The sequence below is a fragment of the Hymenobacter arizonensis genome (genome assembly GCF_900115775.1).
Taxonomy (GTDB): domain Bacteria; phylum Bacteroidota; class Bacteroidia; order Cytophagales; family Hymenobacteraceae; genus Hymenobacter; species Hymenobacter arizonensis.
The window spans coordinates 351,908-377,291 of sequence record NZ_FOXS01000004.1; the positions used below are offsets into that span (position 1 = coordinate 351,908).

At 60.6% G+C, this 25,384-nt stretch carries 16 protein-coding genes; 7 read left to right on the forward strand and 9 right to left on the reverse strand.

What is annotated here, in order from left to right; translation table 11 throughout:
• The first annotated feature begins 27 nt into the window (after nucleotides 1-27).
• Both BMZ66_RS15915 and BMZ66_RS15920 read left to right on the forward strand, forming a co-directional pair.
• Nucleotides 28-1,005 carry a 2-dehydro-3-deoxygalactonokinase gene (locus BMZ66_RS15915; protein ID WP_092675759.1) on the forward strand — a complete coding sequence of 326 codons (978 nt, stop codon included), beginning with the start codon at nucleotides 28-30 and terminating at the stop codon, nucleotides 1,003-1,005.
• 28 nt (nucleotides 1,006-1,033) lie between these two features.
• On the forward strand, nucleotides 1,034-1,906 hold the full coding sequence (locus BMZ66_RS15920) for an SMP-30/gluconolactonase/LRE family protein (RefSeq protein WP_092675762.1): 873 nt from the start codon (nucleotides 1,034-1,036) through the stop codon (nucleotides 1,904-1,906).
• Between the two features lie 26 nt (nucleotides 1,907-1,932).
• Here the strand turns inward: BMZ66_RS15920 and pbpC are convergent, their stop codons facing one another.
• Nucleotides 1,933-4,305 carry a penicillin-binding protein 1C gene (gene pbpC / locus BMZ66_RS15925; RefSeq protein ID WP_234795121.1) on the reverse strand — a complete coding sequence of 791 codons (2,373 nt, stop codon included), beginning with the start codon at nucleotides 4,303-4,305 and terminating at the stop codon, nucleotides 1,933-1,935.
• Nucleotides 4,306-4,854: 549 nt separating this feature from the next.
• Here pbpC and BMZ66_RS15930 point away from each other — a divergent pair.
• Nucleotides 4,855-7,578: a S8/S53 family peptidase gene (locus BMZ66_RS15930; RefSeq protein WP_092675769.1), complete on the forward strand. Its 2,724-nt coding sequence runs from the start codon at nucleotides 4,855-4,857 to the stop codon at nucleotides 7,576-7,578.
• A 171-nt stretch (nucleotides 7,579-7,749) separates the two neighbouring features.
• Here BMZ66_RS15930 and BMZ66_RS15935 read toward each other — a convergent pair whose 3' ends face one another.
• Together BMZ66_RS15935 and BMZ66_RS15940 are read right to left on the reverse strand one after the other, a co-directional pair.
• Nucleotides 7,750-8,307 carry a transposase gene (locus BMZ66_RS15935; protein WP_092675772.1) on the reverse strand — a complete coding sequence of 186 codons (558 nt, stop codon included), beginning with the start codon at nucleotides 8,305-8,307 and terminating at the stop codon, nucleotides 7,750-7,752.
• Between the two features lie 114 nt (nucleotides 8,308-8,421).
• Complete coding sequence (locus tag BMZ66_RS15940) at nucleotides 8,422-14,007, reverse strand: alpha-2-macroglobulin family protein (protein WP_092675775.1); 5,586 nt, start codon at nucleotides 14,005-14,007, stop codon at nucleotides 8,422-8,424.
• A gap of 208 nt (nucleotides 14,008-14,215) precedes the next feature.
• On the opposite strand from BMZ66_RS15940, the gene BMZ66_RS15945 reads away from it, so the two are divergent.
• The 4 genes from BMZ66_RS15945 to BMZ66_RS15960 all read left to right on the forward strand — a co-directional run bounded on the left by BMZ66_RS15945 (nucleotide 14,216) and on the right by BMZ66_RS15960 (nucleotide 19,579).
• The gene (locus tag BMZ66_RS15945) at nucleotides 14,216-15,079 is read left to right on the forward strand and encodes a M28 family peptidase (RefSeq protein WP_092675778.1); all 864 of its coding nucleotides are present in this window, start codon (nucleotides 14,216-14,218) and stop codon (nucleotides 15,077-15,079) included.
• A gap of 324 nt (nucleotides 15,080-15,403) precedes the next feature.
• Complete coding sequence (locus tag BMZ66_RS15950; RefSeq protein ID WP_092675781.1) at nucleotides 15,404-16,309, forward strand: LysR family transcriptional regulator; 906 nt, start codon at nucleotides 15,404-15,406, stop codon at nucleotides 16,307-16,309.
• A gap of 63 nt (nucleotides 16,310-16,372) precedes the next feature.
• Entirely contained in the window at nucleotides 16,373-17,575 is a 1,203-nt protein-coding gene (locus BMZ66_RS15955) for a threonine synthase (RefSeq protein ID WP_092675785.1), read from the forward strand.
• 168 nt (nucleotides 17,576-17,743) lie between these two features.
• Entirely contained in the window at nucleotides 17,744-19,579 is a 1,836-nt protein-coding gene (locus BMZ66_RS15960) for a polysaccharide deacetylase family protein (protein ID WP_092675787.1), read from the forward strand.
• Nucleotides 19,580-19,726: 147 nt separating this feature from the next.
• Here the strand turns inward: BMZ66_RS15960 and BMZ66_RS15965 are convergent, their stop codons facing one another.
• From BMZ66_RS15965 to BMZ66_RS15990, 6 genes are all read right to left on the reverse strand, one after another.
• Nucleotides 19,727-20,779 carry an alkane 1-monooxygenase gene (locus tag BMZ66_RS15965; RefSeq protein ID WP_092675790.1) on the reverse strand — a complete coding sequence of 351 codons (1,053 nt, stop codon included), beginning with the start codon at nucleotides 20,777-20,779 and terminating at the stop codon, nucleotides 19,727-19,729.
• Between the two features lie 98 nt (nucleotides 20,780-20,877).
• Complete coding sequence (locus BMZ66_RS15970) at nucleotides 20,878-21,147, reverse strand: DUF167 domain-containing protein (RefSeq protein WP_092675792.1); 270 nt, start codon at nucleotides 21,145-21,147, stop codon at nucleotides 20,878-20,880.
• Entirely contained in the window at nucleotides 21,144-21,950 is an 807-nt protein-coding gene (locus tag BMZ66_RS15975; protein ID WP_234795122.1) for an endonuclease III domain-containing protein, read from the reverse strand. The genes BMZ66_RS15970 and BMZ66_RS15975 overlap by 4 nt, the downstream gene beginning before the upstream one ends.
• A 179-nt stretch (nucleotides 21,951-22,129) precedes the next feature.
• On the reverse strand, nucleotides 22,130-23,122 hold the full coding sequence (locus BMZ66_RS25185; protein WP_143080246.1) for a hypothetical protein: 993 nt from the start codon (nucleotides 23,120-23,122) through the stop codon (nucleotides 22,130-22,132).
• Between the two features lie 259 nt (nucleotides 23,123-23,381).
• Nucleotides 23,382-23,792 (reverse strand): response regulator, encoded by a 411-nt coding sequence (locus BMZ66_RS15985; protein WP_092676179.1) that lies wholly within the window; start codon nucleotides 23,790-23,792, stop codon nucleotides 23,382-23,384.
• A gap of 97 nt (nucleotides 23,793-23,889) precedes the next feature.
• Nucleotides 23,890-25,380 (reverse strand): sensor histidine kinase, encoded by a 1,491-nt coding sequence (locus tag BMZ66_RS15990; RefSeq protein WP_092675795.1) that lies wholly within the window; start codon nucleotides 25,378-25,380, stop codon nucleotides 23,890-23,892.
• Nucleotides 25,381-25,384 lie beyond the last annotated feature (4 nt).

Here is a 25,384-nt window from a genome sequence, read left to right on the forward strand (position 1 = left end):
GGGGAGTTTACGTTCTTGCTTCACACAATGAACCCTATTACCACCTTCCTCAGCTGCGATTGGGGCACCTCATCCTTCCGGTTGCGGCTGGTGAAGCGCGAGGGCCTGGCAGTGCTGGCCGAGGCCAGCTCCAAGGAAGGCAACGCGGCCACCGCCGCGCTCTGGAACGAAGCCAAACAGCCACCTGAGCAGCGGCTGGACTTCTACCTGGCCATTGTTCAAAAACACCTGCAGAAGCTGCAGGAAGAGGTAAAAACTTCGTTAGAGGGCGTGCCGGTGGTCATTTCCGGCATGGCATCTTCCACCATCGGCATGGCAGAGCTGCCTTACAAACCGCTGCCCATGGCCGTCGACGGCTCCGACTTACAAACCAAAACCTTTGAAGCAACCGTCGATTTTAAGCACCCCGTGCTGCTGATATCAGGCGTGAAAAGCAACGACGACGTGATGCGGGGCGAGGAAGTGCAGCTGGTGGGCTGCCATTTTGAGAATACGGCCGAGCAGCAGCTGTTTCTGCACCCGGGTACCCACGCCAAGCACGTGCTGGTGCAGCACGGCCAGGCCGTTTCACTGAAAACCTACATGACGGGCGAGCTTTTTTCACTCTTTTCAAAGAAGAGCATTTTGGCAGCGTCGGTGGAGGAAGGCGGCCAACTGCAAGACGCCAGCAACCGGCACTGGTTCGAAAAAGGGGTGCGGGCCAGCCAGGAGGCCAACCTGCTGCACAATGCTTTTCTGGTGCGCACCAACGACTTATTCAGGCGCGCCAGCAAGCAGGAAAATTATTTTTACCTCAGCGGCCTGCTGATTGGCAGCGAATGTCAGGACCTGTTGAAGGCCCTCCCGGCCAGTATTGTGCTGGCTGGTGAAGACGTGCTAATTAACCATTACCACGCCGCCCTCGGCGTGCTGGGCATAGTCGGGCTATGCCCCCTTCAAACCAAAAACGCCGTAGAAGTAACCCTCAACGGGCAGTTGGCCGTGCTTAAGCACAATGCCGCTTAAGCCGCTGCGCCCCAAACGTCACTGTCATATGGAAGCCCGGTCCATCTTACATGCGCAAGCTGCCCTAGGCGAAGGAGCCCTCTGGAACCCGGAGTCTCAGCAATTGTATTGGGTTGATATTGAGGGCCGGGCCTTTCACAGTTTCGACCCGGCTACCCAGCAGGACGTTGTGTATACTACCGGTGCGCGGGTGGGCACGGTCGTGCCCATGCACCGTGGCTGCGTGTTGCTAGCTCTGCAAACCGGCATTCATCGGCTTGACCTGGGTACTCGTCAGCTTACGTTGCTGGAAAATCCCCTCACCGACCCCGGCCTGCGCTTCAACGACGGCAAATGCGACCCGGCGGGACGGTTTTGGGTGGGCACCTTCGACCTGCACGAGCGGCCCCACGCGGGCGCGCTCTACCGCTTCGACCCCGACGGTAGCCTCCACGTCATGCTGCGCGAAGTCACCAACTCCAACGGCATTGTGTGGTCGCTGGACCAGCGCACCATGTACTACGTCGACTCGCACACCTGCGCCGTGCGAGCTTTCGACTACGACAACGCATCGGGAAACATTGAAAACGGGCGCGTCATCGTGCATTTCGACAAAGCCGCCGGCGTGCCCGACGGCATGACCATCGACGCGGAAGGCAAGCTGTGGGTGGCCGTGTGGGGCAGCGGCACCATTCAGCGGTTCGACCCTAGCACCGGCGCGCTCCTGCAGTCCATCGACGTGCCGGCGCCCCACACGTCGTCCTGCGCCTTCGGTGGGCCCGATTTACGGACACTCTATATCACCACCGCCCGTCAAGGGCTGAGCGAGGAGCAGATGAGGGAGTTTCCGCTCAGCGGCAACTTGTTTGTCGTCGAGCCGGGCGTATCCGGAGTACCCGCCAGCTTTTTTGAGGGCAAGTAACCGGCACGAGTAGTGGCCGGTACCCCTTACATATCCGCCACCTGCAGCTGAATGTCCACGTTGCGGCCGTGGTCGTCGGCGCAGGAGATTTTCACGTTTCCGCTCGGGGGCCGGAAGAATACCCGCTCCGTTGCGGCAGCGGCCCGCAGGAATTGGTCGTTTACGTACCAAAACACCTGGCGTACCTCGCTGCCGGCCGCGCAACTCAGCAGCAATTGCTGCTTTTCGTGGCGGTTGAGCAGGTATTCGGCATTAGCCAGGGGCGAGGTAATGGCCAGCGCCGCACCGGTGTCGTCGGCGTTGCGCACGAGGCGGCAGTCAGTGTTGTGGGCCGGCAGGCGCGTGGCGGGCAGGCCCTGCGACTCACGAAACGCCAGCACTTCGGGCAGCGGGTTAGGGTAGAGCTGGCGCCGAAAGCCGCTGGCCGGTACGCAGGCCCGGCAGTACGACACGGCGCCATCGGCCGATACCAGGGCTTCGCGCTGGTGCTCGCAGCGCCGGGCGCTGGACGTGCCGGGCAGGTAGTAATCAATGAGCTGGTTGGCGCAATGCTCGCCGGGCACTAGCCCGCTTTCGGCGCACACCAGCCGGAAGTCGAGGCTGGCCGGCGTGGTGGCCCAGTTATTCGGCGAGTTGTAGGCCAGGGCGTTAAATAAGTCGAAGAGCAGGGGAGTGGCAATGTCGGTGCCAGTGAGGGCCGGGCTGCCCGCGCCGCTGAAGTTGCCCACCCACACGCCCACGGTGTAGTCCTGGTTGTAGCCGATGCTCCAGGCGTCGCGGCGGCCGTAGCTGGTGCCGGTTTTCCAGGCAATTTTGGGCAGGCGCGTGCTGCCTTGGTAGCCCAGGGGCAGGTCGGGGCGGGTGTGCTGGGCGAGGATGTCGGTGATGAGGAAGGCGGCGGCGGGGGAGATGAGGGGGACGCCTGGCACTTCACCTCCCGCCGTAACCTCACCCCCCGGCCCCCTCTCCCGTGGAGAGGGGGAGCCACGGCGGCGCGGAGCTGAATCGTTAGGCTCCCCCTCTCCGCGGGAGAGGGGGCCGGGGGGTGAGGTCAACCGCACCGCGCGGTACCGCCCTTTGTCCGCTAGTGCCGCATACAGCGCCGTTAGTTCCTCCAGCGTGGCCCCGCAACCGCCCAAAATGGTGCTAAGCCCCAGACGGGGCGCATCGTGCGCCACCCGCTGAAAGCCGGCATCGCGCAGCTTCTCGGTAAACGTGCCCACACCCATCTCGCTCAGCACGCGCACCGCCGGAATGTTGAGCGAATACGTCAGCGCCCGCTCCACCGTCACTTCGCCGCTGAAGTTCTTATCGAAGTTCTCGGGCCGAAAGCCGCTGAAGTTGGAAGGCACATCGGGTAGCTTGAGCTTCGGCGTCACGAGGCCGCGGTCCAGCGCCAGGGCGTATAGAAAGGGCTTGAGCGTGCTGCCCGGCGAGCGGATGGCCCGCACCCCATCCACCTGTCCGGCGCTGGCGGCGTCCTGAAAATCGGCGGAGCCCACGTAGGCTTCCACGGCACGGGTGCGGTTGTTTAGCACCAGCACGGCGGCTTGAGTGATGCCCAGCTCATGCAGGCGGCGCACGTAGTTTTTGGTGAGGTCTTCGGCCTTGGATTGCGGGCCGCGCTGCAGCGTGGAATGAATGATGGCTTGACCGGGAAACTGCGTCACGAGGCGCCGCGCCAAGTGCGGGGCCAGTACTGGGGCCGCGTGGCGCTGTACGTCCAGCGGCTCGTGCAGCGCATCCTCAATGTCTTGGTCCGGAAACAAGCCTTGCTGCTGAAACTGCCGCAGCCAGCGGTTGCGCTCGGCCAGAATCTGCGCGTTGTTTTTGCCCAGTACCAGCACGCGAGGCTGGTTGGGGATGATGGCCAGGGTCACCGTCTGGGCCAGTGAGAGGTAGTCGGGTGGCTGCTGAAAATAGAGCATGGCCGCTGATTTCACCCCCTCTATGTTGCCGCCGTAGGGCACCAGGTTGAGATAGAGCTGCAGGATTTCAGCTTTGCTGTAGTGAGCTTCCAACTGCGTGGCGCGCACCATTTCGAGCAGCTTATTACCGAAAGTGCGCTCCTTGGGCTCTAGCAGCCGGGCCACCTGCATGGTGATGGTGCTGGCCCCCGTGGTGCGGCCTGTGCGGAAGACATTCCGGCCTGCCGCCTGCAAAATGGCCAGTGGGTTCACCCCGAAGTGATACCGAAAATACCGGTCTTCCTTGTTAATAATGGCCTGCTGCAAAGCTGGCGTTATTTCGGCCAACTCGGTTTTCATGCGCCACTTCTGGGTGGGGTTGAGGTAGGCGTGAAGCACGCTGCCATCGGCCGCCAGCACCACCGGCGAGTAGAGTGGGGCGCGCGGCAGCGGAAAAACTAGGTCCAGCCCGAAAAGCCCAAGTAGGAGCAAGAGTACCGCACCTGCAAATCGAAACGCTTGCCACCGATTCATAGTCAAAGATATCCGTTCGCAGCTTGTAAAAAGCGGCGATTGTGGCCCCCATTTTTCAAGCAGATTCTGCATCGCTCAAGTGGATGTTCAGAGAATGTCTATAGGACGAATGCCACAGTTGAAACAACGAGCTAGACCAGCCAAGCAATTGGAGTAGGCCATGGCTACTTGATAATTAATCAGCGACGTTTTCTTAAGTCCGCTGAATAGTAAAATTAGAATATCAATCGTTTAGAAAGAGGTGCCTAAATGTTAAACAACTTTAAAATTATCGGCACAAAAACTAAATATTTTTAATGATAAAGGGATTTTTTGAAAAATTTACCTCGAAAAGGCAAATCCGACTGCGAATCTCATTCCGTAAATATCCCGTGGCCAGTAGGTAGGCCATCTGGTGATTTTTAAGGCCAGCTTGGTCCGATGCTGAGCAGCCCTACACAACGCAAGTAGAGTTGCTCAAACGGCCACATTTTTTCACAAACCCCTTCTCATATTCTCAACATCTACATGAAAAAAGCTTTTATCGCCGCCCTCCTTTTGGTGGGGTTCGAGGCCAGCACTGCGTTTGGCCAGGCCACGGTTGACCCTGCTCTCCGTGCCGCCTTCGCCACCAGCCCCACCGCCCAAGTCATTGTCACTTTCAAAGGCACAGGCGCCCCACGGCTTACTCAAGTAGGCCTGCTGCGGCAGCTAGGCATTTTGCGCGGCATCACGATGCAGGCCCTGCCGGTAGCGGGCGTGGTGGCCACGGCCGCGCAGGTCGATGCCCTGGCGCGCAACCCCGAAGTGCGGTCGCTCTACATCAACAAGAAGCTGGACTACTACAACTTCGACGACACCAACCTGACCGGTGTGAAGCGCCTGCGCACCGATGCCCAAACCACCGCCCGCAACGGCGGCATCCCCGTTTCGGGCAAAGGCGTGGGCGTGCTCATCAACGACAGCGGCGTCGACGGCACTCACGAAGACCTCAAATTCGGCCCGCACCTGGTGCAGAACACGCTGGGCTCCACCAACCTCAACTCGCTGAGTGCTCTGCTGCCCGTGACGTGGATTGAGGGTGTGCCGAACACCGACACCAACTCGGGCCACGGCACCCACTGCGCTGGCACGGTAGGCGGCAGCGGCTCACGCTCGGCTGGCAAATACGAGGGCGTGGCGCCCGGCGCTTCGCTGCTTGGCTACGGCTCGGGTGGCGCGCTGCTCGTGCTCGACGCCATTGGTGGCTTCGACTACGCCCTCACGCACCAGTTCCAGTACAACATCCGCGTCATCAGCAACTCCTTCGGCAGCAGCGGCGACTTCAACCCGAACGACCCACTGAACATAGCCACCAAAAAGTGCTACGACCGCGGCATGGTGGTGGTATTTGCCGCCGGCAACGAAGGTCCCGGCGCCGATACCCACAACCCCTACGCCATTGCCCCCTGGACCATTTCGGTGGGCGCCGGCGACCGCAACGGCCTGCTGGCCGACTTCTCCTCCCGCGGTGTGCGGGGCGAGCAGGGCACGTTTGTGATGGACGGCGAGACCTGGACCTTCAAAAACGAGCCCGTGATTGTGGCCCCCGGCGTCGACGTGGTATCGACCCGCGCTATTGCTCCGGTGTCGTCGCTCGGCGCTCAGCAGGACGCAGAGCTGCTGCAGCCCGGTGAAATTCCGTTCTACACCCACAGCAGCGGCACCTCAATGGCAACGCCGCACGTGGCCGGTGTAATTGCTCTGATGCTGGAAGCTAAGCCGACGCTGAACCCTGCCCAGGTGAAAGACCTGCTGATGAAAACTGCCACCAACATGCCCGGCCACGAGTCGTGGGAAGTAGGCGCTGGCTACGTGAATGCCTACGCCGCCGTCGACCACGCCTTCCGTTCGTCCCTCTTTGGTTCGAGCGTGAATGCCACCCGCGTTTTCAACAGCAGCGTGAATTCGCAGAGCACCAGCACGCCGTTCACCGTCAATTTCAACCCCGCCACCACGGCTACCAACCAGTTTACCTTCCCCGTAAACCCCGGCACCAATAGCCTGGAAGTGAAGATTTCATCCCGCGGTGTGCTGGGCGAAACCGGCAACCCAACCAACCTGGCCCTGATTGACCCCAACGGTGTGCGCTACACCTCGGGCACTCCCGTCACCTTCACCCTCAGCACCGACCGCAGCGTGGCCGTGGCCTCGCCAGTAGCCGGCACCTGGACGGTATCTGTGGAAGGCCTGCGCGGCGTGGCCGCTCCCGAAACCGTGACCGGCAACATCACTCTGCTCACCCCCAGCGGCACCACCAACCTGACCGACATCGTGGGTCACCCCGCCGAAGCTGCCATTAAAATGGCCGTGACCAACCGCCTAGTCGATGGTTTGAGCACCGGCTTCCAGCCCAACGCTGCGCTCACTCGCATTCAGCTGGCCGACTACCTGCTCATGGGCCAGGGCATCCGCCAGTTTCTGCCCACTACCGGCGCCCGCACCTTCACCGATGTTTCCACGGTGAGCGACATTCTGTTGACCGAGTCGGTAGCCGCCCGCGGTGCCGCCCAGCGCGACCGGTTCCACGCCAACAACGGCGTGATGCTGCCCACCGCCACCGGCAAGTTCTCGCCCGGCGCTACCGTGAATCGCGCCTCCCTGGCTTACTCCCTGGTGCAGAGTCTGGGATTCCAGCAGCAGGCCTTGGCCCGCACCGGCAAGCCTGTAACAGTAAGCGTAAATAGCCAGACCGTGACCGTGGATGATGCTGATAAAATCCCCGCTGGCCTGGAAGGCTACGTGAGCGTGGCGCTGGAGCTCAACCTCATCAATGCGTACTACAGCATCACGCAGGGTCCCTACGATTTGCAGCCGGTTATCAAAGCGACGTTCAAGCCCGCCCAGGCCGTCACCCGCGCTGATTTTGCAGTCATCGTGACCCGCACCTTCCAGCAGTACAACGCCCAGACGCAGCCCGCCACCCAGGCCGCTCGCATGGGCGACGCAACCACGGCCAGCCAGGCCGTATCGGCTTACCCGAACCCCTTCACCGGCAGCACCACCATCAGCTACGCCCTGGCCCAAGACGGCCCCGTGAGCGTGGAAGTATTCAACACCATGGGCGCCAAAGTGCAGACGCTGGTTGTAGGCACCGAAGCTGCTGGCCTGCATCACGTGAAGTTCGACGCCGCCAAATTGGCCAGCGGTACTTACCTCTTCAAAGTGAAAACCGGCGAGACGGTAACTACCAAGCGCTTGGTAGTGCAGTAAGCATTGCTGATTTGGTTTGATTGAAAAAGGGCCTGCTCCGAATGGAGCAGGCCCTTTTTTGTGTAGAGACGCATACTTGCGTCTCATCGTTGAAAGATTGGTAACACGCCGTATTACCGACAACCGTTCAACGACAAGACGCAAGTATGCGTCTCTACATCCTTCTAAAAATCAGCGTAGGAGACCTTCTTCACTGAATTGCTCGTGTTTCCACCTGGCCGGATTGCAGGCGATGTACTGCTGTATTTTCTTGAGTTCAGCATCATTGCGTACCACACGGTCGTGGTACCGGCTCTGCCAGCCAAACGCTAGCCCTTGGCGTTTGGTTAAGGCGCTAACGCCCGCTTTAAACCCGCGTATTACTGCGGCCAGGTTATCATGTTGCGGCCCGAATGCATTCTGATAAGTTAATGCCGGAGGTTGTTCAACAACTTTATCGAAAATCAGCAATCCGTGCAGATGGTCGGGCATCAGCATAAATGCATCAAGCGAGACAAACGGAAACCGGGTAGGGATTTCCAGCCAACAGGTCTCGGCGATGGCCGCTTGCGCGGTAGGCAGCAGTTCAGCACTATCCCTATCACCGGTTGTCAGAATGATTTCGCCGAAATACCGCGCCCGGTTACCAGTGCAAACCGTCACAAAATACACACCGCTTTGGCTATAATCGTAGCCAGCCCACCGAGCCGAGCTAATCCGAAATCGGTTATCAAACGTGTCGCTTTGCATATGTTTTGTAGAGACGCGTATTCGCGTCTCGTCGTTGAACGACAGGTAACCCGCCGTTCCTAAAATGATGTGTTTAAACGCAATTGTTCAACGACGAGACGCGAATACGCGTCTCTACCGCACACGCACTACTCCTGCACCATTGTAGGAATGGTACTCGGCATTATACATCGCATCGGCACTCACCGGACCCAGCTTGAACGTACCCTTGCTCACGGCCCGCGCCAGGTAGTAAAACGTCTTCGGCTGGCCCGTAGCGGTGGTGAAGAAGTTTATCCGGTCGTCGCGCACGTCGAGGTAATCGGGCGTGGCGGCGTCCTTGGCCCAGTCCAGCTCGCGCACGGCGCCGAGGCGGGCGTTTTCGATTTCCAGGCCGGCGGGCAGCAGGTCGGTGATGGCTACGTTCTTCACGGTGCCGGCCGCGTCGCCGGCTTCGATGGTGATTTTAACAACCACCAAATCATTCTGGCGGAAGGTGGGCGTGCCCAGGGGCTGGCCGGCGCGGTTCAGGAACTGGCGGCGCACTTTCAGGTAGCTGTCTTCTTCCTTCACCTTGCCGCTGGCCGAAATGCCTTCGGTTTCCCAGAAATAGTAGAGGTTGCCGCTGCCGGTGGCGCGCAAACTTAGCGCGCGGTTGGCCACGTTGGGTATGGTTAAATCCTTGCCGGTGAAGCTGCCGAGGGCTTTGCCATCGGCCGAAACGGTGGCCGTGGCGGTGCTGCGGGCGTCGCGCTTGGCGATTTTGCCCAAAGCCAGCAGGGCGAAGGCGCGCTCCTGGGTGCTGAGCCAGCCGGCATTGCGAACCTGGCGGCTAAGCTGCCGGGCCAGGCTCGTAACCAGCGGGTTGTTGGGGTCGGTTTCGAGCAGGGCGTTTAGTACGAGGCCCTGGTCGCGGATGGGGGAGTAGAACGAGCCATCCAGCGCGCGCTTGGCTGCGGTTTCGCCGCCGAACTTGGTGGGCAACAGGGCCCGGAACTGGCGCTGGTTGCCGAGCAGGGCGTGGGTGCAGGCCAGTAGAAATTTGGAGTCTTCGGCAAGCAGCTGGCGGTTGGCTTTGTAGTAGTTCAGGGCCACGGCATCCTGGCGGCCGGCCAGGGCCAGCACGTAGAGCGAGTAAGCAATTTCCTTGCTGGCGATGGTTTTTTCGCGGGCCAGGTTGTTGATGTCGAAGTATTGATAGGGTTCGGTTTCGCGCTTTTTGAGGCGGAACTGCAGGTAGCGCAGGGTTTTGTCGAGCACCGACTTGTTCACGGCGAAGCCGGCCCGCTGGGCTTCCTGCAGAAAGTGGGCGGCGTAGGCCGTGGCCCACCAGTTGTCGTAGTCGCCGCCGGGCCAGTAGCTGAGGCTGCCGTTGTAGAGCTGCATCGCCTCAATCTTGCGGATGGCCTCCTGCACGTGGTAGTTGGGGTTGTAGCGCTGATTTTTGGCCCCGCCGCCAGTCTTCTGCTGCAAAGTGGCCGCCAAATCGGCGTAGTACAGCTGCGGGAAGGCAGCCGACACGGTTTGCTCCAGGCAGCCGTAGGGGTACTGCAGCAGGTAGCGCAAGTCCTTGCTGAACTCCGTGAGCGGCGAGCGGCTAATGACCAGCCGGCTGGTGAGCGAGGCGGTCAGGAAGTCGGTTTTCAGGTTGAGCGGTAGCGAGGCGCCGCCGGCCAGCACGCCGCTGCCGGTACGCTTTTCAAGCGAGGAGGCGGGGCGGATTGGGAGTTCGATGGTTTCTGTGAAATTCTCTTGTTTATCATTAGAATGAACTGCCGAGCTTTTAGCAATTATCCGAAGGCTAACAGTCCCTATGCTTCTTCTAAATCGAACGCGATAAACTCTGCGCGCCTCTGAATTGGCATCAACAAGAATTTTCGGAGCTAGGGGCTCCTCGAATTCACTGTCCTCATCAAGATTGTTACTCATAACTGCTAAATCCTTAGCGGGTTGCCCAGACCTAATTATCTGTAAGCGGGTTGCGATGTACATATCATGACCTGTCGTGTTCGTCAGAGTTACAGGAACATCAATAGTATCGCCAGGGCTGACGAACCGCGGCAGCGCTGTCGAAATCACTACCGGGTCGGCCACCTTCATCGTGTGCTCGGCGCTGCCGAAAGCATCGTCCTTATAAGCCACAGCCATGATGCGCAGCGCGCCCGAAAACTGCGGCACGCGCACCTTGTAGCGCACTTTGCCGTCGGCATCGGCGGTGAGGACGCCGCTCCATTTGGCCACCAGCTTCACGCGGCGGTTGGGGATGGGGTTGGTGCGGCGGCGCAGGTCGGCGGCGTCGCCTCCACTGCTGCTGGTGCCCAGCTCAGGCAGCAGGAATGGGTACATGTCGAAGGCCGATACCTCCAGGGCGCGCTTCTGGTAGAAGTAGCCGTAGGGGTCGGGCGTGAGGTAGTTTTTGATTTGCAGAATGCCTTCGTCCACCACGGCCAGCGTGACCTGGGCGCGCGGCGCGGTGGTGATTTCCACCGTCTGAAACGTCTGCGAGCGGCTGGCGGCGGGCGCGGCAATGGCCACCGCGAGGCGGGCGCCGGGCTTTTCCACCGTGAGCGGCACGAAGCCGCGGGCCACGGTGAGCGGCAGGCGGTTGTCGCTAATGGCGCGGATGGCCGTGGCCGTCACGTACACGTTGGGCACGTGCTCGGCCTTGATAGGGATTTTGACCTGCGCCGATTTCTGGTCGGTGGTCACGTAGAAATGGTCGAGCACGCGGCCCCGCTCCACGGTTACGAGTACGCGGCCGGCGAAGGGCGTTTTCAGGAGCAGGTTGGCGGTTTCGCCGGGCTCGTACTTGGCTTTGTCGGCCTCGATGGTCACCTCGCCCTCGTTGTTCACTTCGAAGGAATTGGCCTGGGTGTCGCCGTAGCCATAGGCGTAGAAGCGCTGCGCCACGTAGCTCACGGCGCCGGGCCGACTGATGCGCACCTCGTATTCGCCCGAGTTCAGGGGCGTGAAGCTGAACGGCGTGCCGTTGCCCACGGCCTGCGTGCGGGTCACTATCGTTTGCTCGCGCTGCTGCGAATTGTAGACATAGCGGCCGCCCTGGCGCTCGAGCACGGTTTCCCAGAGCAGGCGCACCAGCTTCACCTGGGCCGGCGCGCTGGTGGGCTGGCCCTGCGGCGTGAGGGCCAGCAGGCGCACGGTGGCGGCCTGGCGCGTGCTCAGCAGCTCGGGCATTTTCTGGATGCCGAACATGGTGGCCTGGGTTTGCACGTCAAAGGTGGCGAGGCGGTTCACGGGCCGGCCGGTTTCGTCGAACACCGTGGCGAAGGCCACGCCTTCCAGCGTGCCCAGGTCGCGCACTTCGGGCACGGCGAAAGTGGCGGTGGCCTGGCCGGCGGCATCGGTCACGCCCTCGCGCATGGTTTTTTCGAAGCGCGAAGTGGGCGTGGTGGTCGTTTCGCCGTCGTTGCGGGCAGTGGTTTTGCGCCGCTCGCCGCTGTTGATTTCGAAAGAGTAGTCGGGGAATTTCTTGGGCTGGAAGGTCTTCTCTTTCAGCGAAAATTCGACTTCAAATTTCCGGTCGGCGGCGGGCGGGCCGAACAGGTTTTGGGCGTTGATGGTGGCCGTTACCGTTTGGCCGGGCTTCAGCACGGTGGGCGCGGCGCTCACGCTCACTTTCAGGCGGTCGGGGATGAATTCTTCCACGCTGATTTGGCGCGAAGTCAGCAGCACGTCGTTGCCGGTCAGCACTTCCATGGTGTAACGGCCGGTCATCACCGAAGGCGGCAGAATGAAGCTGCTTTCGAAGGAGCCGGCCGGCGTCAGAGCTTTGCGCAGGCTGCTGTATTCCTTGCCGGTGGGCAGCAGCAGGCGGATTTTCACGGGGAGGTTGGCTGGCGGCGTTTGCCAGTCTTCGGTGCGGACCACGGTGTTGGTGCGCACGGTGTCGCCGGGGCGGTAGAGGTTGCGGTCGCCGTAGAGGAAGGCCTGGTAGCGGGCCGCGTTGCTGGTCAGGCCGCCTACTTCGAAGCGGGAGGTTTCGACCCGGCTGTTGCTCAAATCGAGGAAGGTGAAGTCGGCTTCTTTTACGGCCGTCACCATGCCCAGCTTGAAGCGCTTCATGCTGGCGGCCGAGTCGAACGCGGCCACGCCGGAGCCGTCGGTTGTTACCGTGCCGATTACCTGGTTATTGCTGCTTACCAGGTTCACCGTCACGCCGCTCAGCGGTTGGGCCGTGCGAATGGAATTGGCAAAAACCAGCGTGCCGCCCGTGGCGCCCTGCTTCACAATCAAGCCCACGTCGGTCACGGCTACCAGCTTGCTCACTTGCAGCCATTGGCGCTCGGTGTCCTGCACGCGCACCACGTACAGGCCCTTCATCGCGCCCTGAAATTCGAGGTCTTTGAGGTCGAGATTCAGCAGCCGCAAGCCGCCGGACTTGGGCAGGCCCGTTACCGAAATGGTGCGTTCCGAAATGACGTTGCCGATATTCTCAGTCTCGTAGTAGCGGAAGCTGCGGTCGATGTACTCGCCGTCTTCGTCGCGGTTGCCATCCTCGGCCATCTCTTCGCCGTTGTCGCCATCGTAGCCAGGGTACCCGTAATTAGCCTCGCCGCGCAGCAATTGCTGAATATTATTGGCATACACCTTCGCAATGGTCACCTTCACCTTACCCACCTCGTTGATGCGCAAGCCCAAGTTGCGCGTGCCCAACGCATCTAGGTACATGGCCTTATCGCCGCTGGCAAAGCTGATGCTGGGCCGCTCGGCCGCGAAGGAAACCGACTGGCTGTAGGCATCAAACAGCTGTCCGCCCAGCATGCCGCGGGCACCGGCCGCCAGGGTCACCTGGTAGGTTTTGCCCACCACGAAATTCCCTTTCAGCGCAAAGCCGCTTTCCAGCGCTTCAATGGAAAACGGCGCGCTGGGCGACACCTTCAGCGCCGTTTGAATCTCATTCACGGCTACCGGTTGGTTGGTGAGCACCGTCACCACGGCCTCACCGTTCACCAGCGTGCCCACCAGCTCGCGCACTTCCAGAACTTGGGGCTCGGGCACTTCCAGTTGCGCTGTGAGCGGCTTGGTTGTGCCCTTGCCGCCCACGGCGGGCACTAGGCCGGGCGCTACTTCCACGGTCAGGGCCGCGCCGGGCTTCACGTCCTGCGTGAAGCTGATGCCTAAAATTTTGTCCGGCTCGGCCGTAATGAGCTGCACGGCTACCGGCTTGCCGTCCTGGCTCACGCGCAGCAGCGGGCGTAAGTCGGCTGGCCGCACGGGGTAGTTGAATACCAGGTTGGCACGCAGCTCGGCGGTTCCCGCGGCTTTGGTCGAGCGGCCGTAGAACACCTGCGGCGTGGCCATGCTCAGGTAGGGCGTGTGGAAGCGCTTGCGGTTTAATTCCAGCTTTTGCTTGCCGCTGGGCATGTTTTCGGTTTGCAGCGCGGCATTAAATACAGTGCTGGGCCGGAAGGGCTCCAGTGGCGAGAAGGTCAGTTCCCGGTCGCTGGTCCACTTGAACTTACCGCGCACGGCCGGGGTGAATCGCACGAATTGCGTGGTGTCCCAGCGGTTGAGCTGGGCATCGGCCACCACGGCTTCGTCGAAGGTGAAAACCAGGTTGGAGTAAGGGTCAATTTCCTCGCCATCGGTTTGCTCGGTGGCAGCCTGCTCCTGGGCCGATTTTTTAGAGCACGAAGTGGCGGCCAGCAGCGTCAGAAACAGCAGCAGGAGGGATAGGCGATGCAGAAAAGAGGGGTGCATAAAAGCAGAAGGGTAAGGTCACGGGAAGGTAGATATATTACAGGGTTTATTGGTGCTGGAAACTTTGTCCCAGTAACCTCACTTCCGGCCCTACCGGGGCCGGGAGTGAGGTCTCCATGCGTGAATTAACCCCCATTTTATAAGCTCAACCAACCCACCACCCGCCTTTACACCCGTATAGTTTCCCATCCCACCAACCATCTGCCTCATGCCCGCCGACCAGTCCCGCCTCCACGCCGACGTCACTTTTCTCACCAACCTACACCCGGCCCGCAACTGCCACAATCTGCAGTCGCTCAACAAAGCCGCCGACTACATCAAAGGCTGCTTTGAGAAGCTAAGCGGCAACGTCTCGGAGCAGCCTTTCACCGCTGATGGCCGACGCTACCGCAACATCATCGCTTCCTTCGGCCCGCCCGAGGCCGAGCGCATCATCGTAGGCGCGCACTATGATGTGTGCGGCGACCAGCCCGGCGCCGACGACAACGCCAGCGCCGTGGCCGGCCTCCTCGAAACCGCCCGCCTCCTGCACCTGAACCACCCGACGCTCAAGCACCGCATCGACTTCGTGGCCTACCCCAACGAGGAGCCGCCCTACTTCGCCACCGAGCACATGGGCAGCGCCGTGCACGCCAAGGCCTTGTACGCCAGTAAAATAAAAGTGCGCGCCATGCTCTGCTACGAAATGATAGGCTACTTCAGCGACAAGCCCGGCTCGCAAAGCTTCCCCAACGAAGCCCTGGCCAAACTCTACCCCAGCACCGGCAATTTCATTGTGGTAGTGGGGAAATCCGGCCAGGAAGCTTTCACGCAGCGGGTGCAGCAGCTGATGAAGCCCCACGCCGGCTCGCTCGACGTGCAGCGCATCAACCTGCCCGAAAGCATGGGCCTCGCCGGCCTCTCCGACCACCGCAACTACTGGCGCTACGGCTACGATGCCGTCATGATTAACGATACCTCGTTCCTTCGCAACCCCCACTATCACCAGAAAACCGATACCATCGACACGCTGGATTTCCCGCGCATGGCCCGGGTAGTCGACGGCGTGTACGGGGCGCTGCTGGGGTTATAAAATGACTTTGAAAGCCAAGTTCAACCAGGGCTTCGTCGTCGCTTTTATACTTTGCCTTAAATATTTTCTACATCTAATTATTTACCACCTGACAGACGGCTGTTCACTACCTGTCATCCTGAGCTTGCGAAGGACCTTATCACGTTCGCGCCGTTTCAAATCACTACAACCTTTCTTTTGTGATAAGGTCCTTCGCAAGCTCAGGATGACAGATTGTGGAGCATGTTTAGATTTTGTAATGCTTGGCTACGCCGCCCTGCAGTCCAACTGCGCTCAGCACGACCGAACCTCGGATTCCCAAAAAAATTCCAACCCCAACCCCTCTTGCTCTCCCACCCGCACGAAGTCTTCTTAGAAGTAGCCCAACGCCTCAGCTTCACCAAAGCCAGTCAGGCGCTGTTCATCAGCCAGTCGGCCGTGAGCAAGCAGGTGAAAGCCTTGGAAGAGCACTACAAAACCGGCTTGTTTGAGCGCTTGGGCAGCAGCATCCAGCTCACGCCCGCGGGCCTGAAGCTTTACCAAAAGCTGCTCGAAGCCAAGCAGCTGCAGCAGGAGTTGCACCAGGAAATGAACGCGCTGAGCACGGAGTTCGAGCCGTCTCTGCACTTGGTTATCGGGGCCAGCACCACCATCTCGCTCTATGTGCTGCCACCCGTGGTTTCGGCCTATCTGCGCCGCCACCCCAACCGCCAGCTGAGCCTCAAAAACCGCAATTCCGACAACATTCTGCGCGCCCTGCTCGACCATGAGATTGAGCTAGGTATTATCGAAGGCATTCACAAAGTGAGCAATGTCACCTACACCCCCTTGCTCACCGACGACGTAGTAGCCGTGTGCGCCGCCAACAACCCCCTCGAAGCCCGCACCCTTGAAGTCAGGGACTTGCTCACCACGCCGCTGGCCTTGCGCGAAGCCGGCTCCGGCACCCTGGCCGTGCTGGAAGAAGCCCTCGCCCGCCACCGCATCAAGCTGGCTGCTTTGCCCGTGCGCGTGCGCCTGGGTGGCACCGAGGCCCTCAAAAACTTCGTCCGCGTCGATAATTGCCTGGCCTTTTTGCCTCGCCAGGCCGTGATAAAAGAGCTTGCCTCTGGTGAATTCTCAGAAGTGAAAATTAAGAATTTTCCCTTGAAGCGCGAGTTCAATTTTATCCAACGCAAGGGCACCGAGAACAACGCGCCCTACAAGGATTTTCTGCTTTTCACCAAGCGCTATTATTCCACAAAGGAATAGCCTATTCCAAATGCCCATGCTCAAAAGGCATACTACGGTTGAGCCTTCCCCGTACTTTGTCCTATGAAACTGGTAGCAACCGAAACCCTCTCGCGCCTGACTTCCCTGCACTGCTCAGCGTGCGGCACCAAGTACTCCGCCTTCGACCTGCAGCGCACTTCCACGTGCTGCACCTTGCCTCTGGTAGCTGATTACGACCTGCACGAACCCTTGGGTCGCGATGCCATCGACCAAGCCGATTCGTCCATGTGGCGCTATGGCGCGCTGTTGCCCCTGCTCCACGAAGAAAACAAAGTGACCCTAGGCGAAGGCATGACGCCCATGCTCAACCTGCCGCGTTTGGCCGCGCGCCACGAACTGTCCTCCCTTCTGCTGAAGGATGAAGGCCAAAATCCCACCGGTTCGTTTAAAGCGCGCGGCCTTAGCATGGCCATCTCCAAAGCCAAGGAACTTGGTGTCGACGGCTGCATCATTCCCACGGCCGGCAACGCCGGCGTGGCCATGGCCGCCTACTGCGCCCGCGCCGGCCTCAAGGCCGTGGTGGTAATGCCGCGCCACACGCCTCAGGCCTTCAAAGAAGAATGCTACTGGTACGGCGCCGAGGTGGAGCTGGTCGATGGCCTCATCAGCGACTGCGGGGCCCGCGTGCGCCAACGCAACGCCAACGGCGCCCTGCTCGACATCTCGACCCTGAAAGAGCCCTACCGCCTAGAAGGCAAGAAAACCATGGGCTACGAAATTGCCGAGCAGCTCAACTGGCAGCTGCCCGATGTGCTGCTTTACCCCGCGGGCGGCGGCACTGGCCTCATTGGCATCTGGAAAGCCTTCCAGGAAATGAAGGCCCTCGGCTGGTTGGCGCCGCACCATGCGCTGCCGCGCATGGTGGCGGTGCAGGCCAAAAACTGCTGCCCCCTGCTTGAAACCTACGCCGGCCGCCAGCCCAACTGCCACAGCTATCAAGGCAGTCCCACGCTCGCCAACGGCCTGGCCGTGCCGCACCCCCTGGGTGAAGCCATGATGCTGCGCGTGCTGCGTGAGTCGCGCGGCACTGTGGTAAGCGTGAGCGAAGAAGACATGCTGGCCGGTATGCGCGACCTGGGCCAGCAGGAAGGCTTGTTCGTGGCCCCCGAAGGGGCTGCCGTCTGGATGGCTGCCCGCCAGCTCCTGGCCACCGGCTGGCTGCAGCGCAACGAAAGCGTGCTGCTGCTCAACACCGGCAGCGGTCAGAAGTATATGGACAACGTAGCCGGTCGCGCCATGCGGTAATGTGCATTAGAAACATGTGCCAAGTTTTTGGGTTGGCTTGACCCGCAGCCTCACCCCCCGGCCCCGCATCTGCTTCATGCGCAGAGTCCCGCCGAGAGGGGGAGTTATCAGCTAATGGCTGAAACCCATTGTCGGGCCTGACGTTGCGGGCGGCAATACCTTTGCCCCATGCGCATTCTTCACGTTCTCTCGGCTGAGTTCTTTGCGGGCTCCGTTGCTTATGCGGTGCAACTAGCCGAGGCCCACCGCGCCCAGGGTCACCAGGTGTGGCTGCTGTCGGAATCCGACCAGCTGCCCACTGGGGCTACTCAGCTCGTGGCGGCTATCAGCAACCGACGCTACGGGCAGCGGCTGCGGAACATCCAGCGTATTCGGCAGGTGGTGAGGGCTGAACGAATTGATGTGGTACACGCCCACTCCCGGGCGGCTAGCTGGGTTTGTTACGCCGCGCTGCGCAGCTCGAAAGTGCCCCTGGTAAGTACCGTGCACGGCCGCCAGCACCTGCACGCCTCCACTTCGCTGTTCGATATCTACGGCGATAAAGTAATTGCCATTTGCGGCAACCTGCGTGAGCACCTGATAACCGAGGTGAAGATGGCCGCGCCCAAAATCGTAGAGATTCCGAACGGGGTAAGCTTCCCGCTGGCTGCTCCCGAAGCCACCTCAGGCGAGCCGCCGCGCCTGGCTTTTATCGGTCGTTTCAACGGAGGCAAAGGCGAGCGGGCAGCAGCCTTGCTTCAGGAAGTATTTCCCGTGCTGCTTCGCGAGTTTCGTCAGCTGCGGGTGGCCCTCATTGGCGGCGAGCTGGAGCACTTGCCGGCCGCTGGTAAAGTCGCGCTTCAGCAGCTGCAAGCTGAATTTGGCGAGCGAATTGAAGTAATCGGGTTCACCAACGATGTGCCCGGCTGGTTGGCTCGCACGGCTTTGGTAATAGGGGCGGGGCGGGTGGCCATCGAGGCCCTGGGCGCGGGCCGCCCGGTGCTGGCCCTGGGCGAGGCCAGCTACGAAGGCCTCGTGACCACCGCTTCATTTCCGGCCGCGGCGGCTTCAAACTTAGGCGACATCTCGGCGCAGCTAGCCCCATCAGCCGTTGACTTTGCGGCTTTGTTGGCTGAGGCGCGGGCTTTCCTGCAGGCTCCGCAGCTCGTGCCAGCAGCCCTGCAGCAGCAGGTGCGAGCACATTATAGCCTGGCCACGGTGGCCGCGCGCGTGCTGGAAACCTACCAGGCGGCCCGCATGCGCAAAGCAGCGCCCAGCTTTATTCCGGTGCTCATGTACCACAAAATCCCCGACGCGCCGCTGGCCACCAAGCATCAGATTTACGTCACAAAAGAGAATTTTGAAAAGCACCTGGCCTATTTCAAAAAGCAGAAATTATCGCCCATCACCTTCGCCGATTACCTGAAATTTGCCAGTGGCGAATTGTCGTTGGATAGCTTTCCCGCCCGCCCCATCATCCTCACTTTCGACGATGGCTACGCCGACAACTATACCAACCTGCTGCCGCTGATGCAGCAGTACGGTTACCGCGGCGTAATGTATCTGCTCGGCGATTTCGACATTCGCTACAACAAATGGGACGTGGAAATCGACCCGACCGAGCCGCTCTCCAAAATAATGGACCTGGCGCAAAAGCGCGCCTTTGTGGCGGCAGGCTGGGAAATTGGAGCGCACACCATGTCGCACCCCCGGCTCACCACACTGCCGCTGCCCGAAGCAACCAACGAAATTCAACGCAGCAAAAGCGAGCTGGAAGCCGCGCTGCAAACCGAAATTGTCAGCTTCGCCTACCCGTTTGGCGACATCAACGACGCAGTGAAAAACGCCGTGCGTGAAGCCGGATTTGCCCTAGGCGTGTCCACCGACACCGGAGGCATGCACATCGAAGACGACCGCATGCAAGTGTTTCGGATAAACATGTTTCCCAACGAAAGCACGAGCAGTTTATTCAAAAAAACGTCTCCCTGGTACCGTAAGTACTACCGCTGGAAACGAGGGAAATAACCACAGAGGAGAAAGAACGTCATGCTGAGCTTGTCGAAGCATCTCTACCGCGTAAGGGATTAAATTATTCTCGCAGTAGAGACGCTTCGACAAGCTCAGCATGACGTGCCTCTTTTATCCAACTACGTCGCTAACATTCACTAACTATCAATTTGCGACAGTCTGCGGCACCCGCTTGTTCATCACCCGAAACCAGAGCGGCGGCACGGTAGCTAGCAGCATCATGCCAGGGTAACCTGTGGGCATTTGGGGGCTGGCAGGCTGGTGGCGCAGGGTGTGGTAAGGCCGACTGGCCTGGTAGTGATGGTCGGAATGACGGGTAAGCTCATAGAGCAGAATGCGGCCCAACGGGTGCTCCGAGTTCCACGAGTGGTGGGGCTGCACCCGTTCGTAGGTACCGGTTGCGGTTTGGCGGCGCAGCAAGCCGTAGTGTTCTACGTAGTTCACCAGCTGAAACAGCACGTAGCCCACCACGGCAGCAGCCAGCCAAGCCAGCATGCCCTTCACCCCGAACACAGCCAGCACGCCCCCCGCCAGCAGCCCCTGCGCCGCCTGAAACTGCAGCATCTGGTTGCTCCAGCTCCACGCTGACATGCCCTGCCGGTGCAGGCGCTCCCGCTCCAGCGCCCACGCCGAACGGATTTCCCCCACTACTGCCCGCGGCAAAAATCGCCAGAATCCCTCCCGAAACCGCGCCGTGACGGGGTCTTGCAGTGTAGCCACGTGCCGGTGGTGGCCGCGGTTGTGCTCGATGAAAAAGTGCGGGTACCAGGTGCTCAGCAATAGGGCCTGCGCCAGGCGCTGCTCCCAGCCACGAGACCGGTGGCCCAACTCATGCGCCACGTTGATGCCGAGCGCCCCGCAGCAAATGCCCACGCTGAGCACGGTCCCCATCGTTTCAGCCCTGGTGAAGTGCCGGTTACTGAGCGAATACAGGAAAAAAGCCATTAGCGCGTACTGCAACGGTACATTCAGGTACAGAAGCCCGTCGAAGAAGGTGTGCCGTTTGGCTTCAGTGGCGGCGGCTACGCCCGGCTGAGCTGGCGCCGGTGGCCTTAGCCATTCCACCAACGGTACCAGGCCAAATGCATAGGCAAAAGTCAGCCAGGTGTAGGCTCCACCCAGCCATAGGCTCAGCGCTGCCGTTAGTGGCAGCGTGTAGGCAAACAGGTACCGTAGGTCGCGAAGTGAGGGAAGCATGCCCAGCCAGGGGTTAGGTGCAAGCGGTTGCTACTGCTATCAGCTCCCTAAATATAGCTTATCTCCTTCGTAGATGAGCAAGTGTCCCTTGCTCCAAATTAGGGCGTGCGGTGCCGGGCCAGCACCTCCGCACACTGGCTTTCGTCAACATCCAGCAATTCTACTTTTTTGAAAGGTGCGGTGTGGCCGCTCATCAGCACCACGCGGCTTTTACTGGTGTCAAATACTTCGGCCAGGAAGCCCAGCAGCACGGCATTGGCTTGGCCTTCCTGGGGTGGGGCTTTCAGGCGCACGGTGACGTTGCCGTCGGCGGCCACCAGTAGTTGGTTGGTGCGGGCACTGGGCTCGGCAAGCAGGTGAAGAATCATGAAAATAAACCCTGGGGCGGAGCAATGGGCACGCAGCCATCAACCACAGCAGGCTGAGAACCCGGAACCCGGCTTTGCCCAAACGGGCACTGGTCGAGCACCACGCAGCGGTGGCAGGCAGGGCTGCTAAAGTAGCAGCATTTCTGCCCATGAAACATGAGGGCTTCGTGGTGGTCATACACCTGCTGCGCATCCCAGCCAGGTGGGAGCAGGGCCTCCAGCAGCTTATGCGCTGGTCCTTCGCCCACTTTGGGGCCAATTAGGGCCAGGCGCTGAGCCACCCGGTGGTGGTGACTGTCCACGGGCATGGCCGGAATGCGCAGGGAGCTGAACAGGAGAGTGGCCGCGCTGGTTTTCGGTCCCACCCCGCTGATGCTCTCCAGCCAGGCGCGCGCTTCGGGAATGGGCATTTCGGCCAGAAAGTCGAGCGAGCAGGGCGCATCCGTGCCGCAACGCTCGCTGATTTCGCGCAGCACGGCCTGAATCCGTGGGGCCTTTTGCTCGGGCCAGGTACAGGCTCGCAGGGCGTGCTGCACGGCCTCGGTGGGTGCATCGCGCACTTCTTCCCAAGTCGGAAAGGTGGCCCGCAGTTCTTGGTAAGCCCGGTGCGAATCGGCGTTTTTGGTGCGGTGCGAGAGCAGTGCGCTCACCAATTCGCTCAGCGCGTCTTTAGTGCTGAAAAACCGAAAGGGCGCCCCGTATTCGGCGCAAAGCCGCTCGTGCACCAGCATCGCCTTGGCCTGGCGGGTGGCAAAGTCGGCAGTCAGGGCTTCGGCAGAGGTAGTCGCGGCTGTGAGTTTCATCCCCGGCCTACGCAAGTGGCCGGGCAAGAGGTTGCTTGCTGCCGCCCCAAACAACGCGGTCGGAACGGCACCAGCACAAAAGCAAAGCCCCAATGACACGCCCGACAGCAGCGGACTTATCATTGGGGCCATGCCAGGAGCAGCTTTAATCTCTACTGCTCTCTCACCAAACGCGGGCGCTACCGGGAAGAATTATACAGCGCAATGGCTTGCCGCTGGTTATTTACTTGTTTGCTCTGCAGCACAATGGGCACAATGAGCACCGGAACAGCAGCGTAAATCAGCGGCGATATAGCCCGGCCACTTTCCGTGGGCCGCAGCGTTTGCAGCATGCCCGCCACCAAAAGGCCACCGCCCACCACGTAGCTGGCCACCGTGGCTTGGTGAAACCGCCGCGACTCGGCCAGTAGCTGCTGGGCGCCGGCATTGTCCCGGGTGGCCAGCATCAGGTTGCGGCTATTCAGGCTCTGGATAGGGCCGTTGTCCTTAGAAAAATACTCGGTTTTGACGGTGCGGTAGCCGCCGTAAGGGTAGCCGCCGAAGCCACCCATCCCAAAGCCGCCCATTCCCATGCCGCCCATGCCATAGCCGGGGTAGCCAAACCCGCCGGGGCCGGAGTTGTACTGCGCCGAAGTAATGGAATACAGGCTGATGCGGCCGGTTTTGTCGCGCCGCAGGGTGGTTTCGCGCGAGGAGCCCGGCAGCATGGTGCGCACGTAGTGCCCCGATTCGTCTTCGTAGAAACCAATCTCGGTGAGGTCAAACCGGCGCTGCCCGTCCAGCAGCAGGTATGAGCGGCCAAACAGCGGGGTCTTCATTTCCACGTCGTAGGCGTTGTACAGCATGCCGTTTTTCAGCCCCACCTGAAAGCGGGTGGGCCGGGTGTTGTTGCCCGGCAGCTGGCCCGGCGCAGCAGGCGCGTACACGGGCTCCGACGCCGGAGCCGGCATGGGCGCGGGCAAAGGCGCCGTCACGGTAGCCCGCCGGGTGCTGTCGGGCGGGGCTACGGGCACGGCTTCCAGCTGGCGGGGAGCAGGGGCGGTGCGGGGCCGCGAAGGCGGAGGCATAGTGGGAGGCGCGCCCAGCTGGCGGGGGCCTTCGTCCTGCGCCTGGGCCACGGGCCCGGCCAGCATCACCATCGCCAGCACCGGAAATAGAAGGGGACTTCTCATAAAAAGAACAGGAAGAAGGGCTAAACTAAGGTACCAACGCTCGCCAAATATCTCAGGCCCGCTGCAAATAGCATGCAACTGTGCGCCTGCGCCGCAAACGAAAGGTAAGGGGGCTTAATTCCGTTTCCGCGGCACAAGTTTACACAATGCCGTGCCTGGTCCACTAGTCCCTGGTCAGCTCACTCCTGGTTCATCTTTCCCGCGCCGCTGTCCTGCCTGTGCACAGCGACTTCGCCACCGGTTATTTCCTGCCTGCCGCCTAGTTCAGCAGCTTTTCCAGCAGGCTTAGGCTGTCCGATAAGTCGCTGCTGGTTTCAAAGTCCAGCGGCTTCAGAATGTAGCCGCTCACCCCCAACTGCTCGGCGTTGAGGCGGTCTATGTCCATGCCGGAGGTTGTGGTAATGAAAACCGGAATGTCCTGAAAATCGGGATGGGCCCGCAGCTCCGTCAAAAACTCAATGCCGTTCATTCGGGGCATGTTCAGGTCGAGCAGAATGACTTCTGGCAACGGCCGGATAGGCTCAGCCCCATTGCGCCCCAGCAGCAGGTCCAGGGCTTCCTCGCCGTTGAACGCCGTGAGCAGCTGGTGAGGTACGTTGAATTTTGCGAAGGATTTCTCCGCCGTCATCGTATCAAAAATATCGTCCTCAACAAGTAATACCGAGCGCATAAACATCAATTAACAGTTAACAATAAACATTTAACAGATAGTATTCAACAGTTGACGGCTAATTGTTCACTGTTAAATGACAGTTGTTAACTGTTCTTCACTTAGGCCATGTAAAGATAAAGGCGGCTCCCTGCCCCGGCGCCGATTCGATGCGAATCTTGCCTTGATGCTCGTTGATTAGCTTCTGCACAATGCTTAAGCCGATGCCCGTGCTTTCGGCCGTGTTGCGGTCGCGCAAGGTCTGAAACAGTAGGAAAACCTTTTGGTGGTATTCCGGGGCAATGCCGGGTCCGTCGTCCTGCGCCCGAAACTCGTAGCAGCGGCCGGCATCGGCGCAGGTCACTGCCAGTTGCCCGGCGCCCCGGTGGTGGTACTTCACCGCGTTGCTGAGTAGGTTGGTAAACACTTGCTGCAAGCCCAGGCGGTTGGTGGCGAACACCGGCAGGTTCGGCCCGAGGTGCAGCGTGAAATCGGGCGGTACTACTAGCTCGGCCACTTCGTTCAGCAGCTGGCTCACGTCGACGGTGCTCACCGATTGGGCTGTGCGCCCCACGCGGGCGTAGGCCAGCAAGCCATTTATCAGGTCTTCGAGGCGGCTTAGGCGCCCCTTCATCTGGGTGAGGTAGGTGCGAAGCTGGGGCGACAGCTCGGCAGAGAGTTCCTCCTCAATCCACTTCACAATGGTGGTGACCCCGCGCAGGGGCGCTTTCAGGTCGTGCGACGCCACGTAGGCAAACTGGTCGAGTTCCTGGTTGCGCTTTTCCAGGGCGCTGAAGCTGGACTCCAGCGTTTGGGTCATGCGGTTGAGCGAAATGGCCAGGCCGCCCAGGTTGTCGTCGGCCTCGTCGCTAATCTTCACGGTGTAGTCGCCCTGCACCACCTGTTCGGCCAGCGAGCGAATTTGGGCAATGCGCCGGCTGATTTGCTGGTTCACCTCGGCCAGCTCGTCCTGCAGCCGGCGGTTATCGGCCAGCTCTTTCACAATTTTTATTACCAGCCACACCACAATGATGACCGCCAGCACCGCCGATACCAGCACCACGATGGGGGTGGCTTTTTCAAACACATCCTGCAGGGCGCTACGCTGGGCTAGCAAAGCCATTTCCTGTTGCTGAATGCGGTCGTACAGTAGCCGGACTTGGCGCAGCGTCTGGCGGTCGGTGTCGAGCAAGGTTTGCAGGGCAGCCTTGTTCATCGACTTGTTCATGTCGGTGAGGGGGCGCAGAATGCGGAATTCCTGCTCCACCAGCGCCCGCAGCGAATCGAGGCGGGCCTGCTGGGTGGTATTATCGGCCGTGAGCTGGTCGAGGCGCTCCAGGCTGGTGGGCAGCATGCCGCTGGCCAGGCTGAAGGGGCGCAGGTACAGCGTGTCGCCGGTGAGGAGGTAGCCGCGCACGCCGGCTTGCGCATCTTTGAGCACTGCCGCCACGTTGGCCACCTGCTGCATCACCTGGTAAGTGTGCTCCACGCGCTTGGTTTGAACGCTCAGTCCCCGGATGCTCCAGAAAGAGGCCGCCGCGGTGAGCAGCAGAATGCCGACTGCCAGCCCCAGGCCCGCAATAATTTTTCCGTCAATTTTCGATTTCATTGGG

What these genes read in the sequence shown, in the direction of transcription:
- BMZ66_RS15915 (WP_092675759.1), top strand. Translation starts at nt 28, where the DNA reads ATGAACCCTATTACCACCTTCCTCAGCTGCGATTGGGGCACCTCATCC.
- BMZ66_RS15920 (WP_092675762.1), top strand. Translation starts at nt 1,034, where the DNA reads ATGGAAGCCCGGTCCATCTTACATGCGCAAGCTGCCCTAGGCGAAGGA.
- BMZ66_RS15930 (WP_092675769.1), top strand. Translation starts at nt 4,855, where the DNA reads ATGAAAAAAGCTTTTATCGCCGCCCTCCTTTTGGTGGGGTTCGAGGCC.
- BMZ66_RS15935 (WP_092675772.1), bottom strand. Translation starts at nt 8,307, where the DNA reads ATGCAAAGCGACACGTTTGATAACCGATTTCGGATTAGCTCGGCTCGG.
- BMZ66_RS15940 (WP_092675775.1), bottom strand. Translation starts at nt 14,007, where the DNA reads ATGCACCCCTCTTTTCTGCATCGCCTATCCCTCCTGCTGCTGTTTCTG.
- BMZ66_RS15945 (WP_092675778.1), top strand. Translation starts at nt 14,216, where the DNA reads ATGCCCGCCGACCAGTCCCGCCTCCACGCCGACGTCACTTTTCTCACC.
- BMZ66_RS15955 (WP_092675785.1), top strand. Translation starts at nt 16,373, where the DNA reads ATGAAACTGGTAGCAACCGAAACCCTCTCGCGCCTGACTTCCCTGCAC.
- BMZ66_RS15960 (WP_092675787.1), top strand. Translation starts at nt 17,744, where the DNA reads ATGCGCATTCTTCACGTTCTCTCGGCTGAGTTCTTTGCGGGCTCCGTT.
- BMZ66_RS15965 (WP_092675790.1), bottom strand. Translation starts at nt 20,779, where the DNA reads ATGCTTCCCTCACTTCGCGACCTACGGTACCTGTTTGCCTACACGCTG.
- BMZ66_RS15970 (WP_092675792.1), bottom strand. Translation starts at nt 21,147, where the DNA reads ATGATTCTTCACCTGCTTGCCGAGCCCAGTGCCCGCACCAACCAACTA.
- BMZ66_RS15975 (WP_234795122.1), bottom strand. Translation starts at nt 21,950, where the DNA reads ATGAAACTCACAGCCGCGACTACCTCTGCCGAAGCCCTGACTGCCGAC.
- BMZ66_RS25185 (WP_143080246.1), bottom strand. Translation starts at nt 23,122, where the DNA reads ATGAGAAGTCCCCTTCTATTTCCGGTGCTGGCGATGGTGATGCTGGCC.
- BMZ66_RS15985 (WP_092676179.1), bottom strand. Translation starts at nt 23,792, where the DNA reads ATGCGCTCGGTATTACTTGTTGAGGACGATATTTTTGATACGATGACG.
- BMZ66_RS15990 (WP_092675795.1), bottom strand. Translation starts at nt 25,380, where the DNA reads ATGAAATCGAAAATTGACGGAAAAATTATTGCGGGCCTGGGGCTGGCA.